Below are 1080 nucleotides of genomic sequence, written 5' to 3'. Positions count from 1 at the left end.
GGGCGTGGGTGGGGGGCGGTGGGTGGTGCGGCAGGGGGCGGTGCGACGGAGAGTGGCGCGGAGACGGTGGCCGTCGTTGCCGCGGGTGCGGCGTCGCCGGTGCGGTCATCGGCCCCCGCGCTCCCGATAGCCCCGGTACCGCCGGTACTCCCGGCGCCCCCGGTGCCACGGGGGCTCGTCCGCCAGGGCTCCTGGCGCAGGATCGTCTGGTGGGCCGCGGTGAGTTCGGGGCCGGGGTCCACCCCCAGTTCCTCGGCAAGCCGGGTGCGTATCTCGCCGTACGCGGCCAGCGCCTCGCTCTGCCGGCCGGCCCGGTAGAGGGCGGTCAGCTGTAGGGCGCGCAGCCGTTCGCGGAGCGGGTGCCGGGCGACCAGACCGGCCAACTCGCCGGTCAGTGGGGCGTGTTCACCCAGTTCCAGGCGGGCCGCGGCCCGCTCCTCCAGTGCCGTCAGCCGCTGCTCCTCCAGGCTCTCGGCCACCGGGCGCACCAGGTCGCTGTCCGCGAAGCCGGCGAATGCGGGGCCGTGCCAGAGGTCCAGGGCCTCGCCCAGCAGGTCGGCCCGTTCCCGCGTGCCGGCGGACGCGTAGGCGCGGTGCGTCAGTACCGTGAAGCGGCCGGCGTCCACGGCCTCGGCGGTGATGTCCAGCCGGTAGCCGGGCGGGGTCGCCGTCACCAGTTTCCGGGCGCCGGGCTCCGCCGTGTCCAGGGCGCGGCGGAGCTGCGAGACCTTGCTCTGGAGGGAGGCCGTCGGGTTCGCGGGCGGCCGCGGGCCCCAGAGGTGTTCGACGAGCCGGGTGGTGGACACGGGGCGCCCATGGTGTGCCAGGAGTGCGGCCAGTAGGGCGCGTACCTTCGTCTCCGGGACGGGGGCGGGGCGGTCGTCGGAGGACCGCACGTCCAGGGGGGTCAGTACGCGGAAGTGCATTGCCCCACGGTAGTGGGGGGCGGCCCGCGTTGTCGGGTGGCTCCGCCGTGGGGGCTTGTCTTTTGCCCCTGCCTTCGGCGGGGCGGTGGGGGTGTTGTGGGGCGGGGCCCCGGGTGTGTGGGGGTGGCGGTGGTGCGGCCTCCGGGGCGGGGGT

At 76.3% G+C, this 1080-nt stretch carries 1 protein-coding gene; it reads right to left on the bottom strand.

Features of this window, described 5'->3' with window-relative positions; all coding sequences use genetic code 11:
* On the bottom strand, window positions 1-926 hold a 926-nt coding region (locus tag DY245_RS32805), incomplete at its 3' end, for an AfsR/SARP family transcriptional regulator (RefSeq protein ID WP_147318385.1).
* Window positions 927-1080 lie beyond the last annotated feature (154 nt).

Source organism: Streptomyces inhibens (assembly GCF_003389455.1).
GTDB classification, from domain to species: Bacteria; Actinomycetota; Actinomycetes; order Streptomycetales; family Streptomycetaceae; genus Streptomyces; species Streptomyces inhibens.
This window is presented reverse-complemented; position numbering and strand designations above follow the sequence as displayed.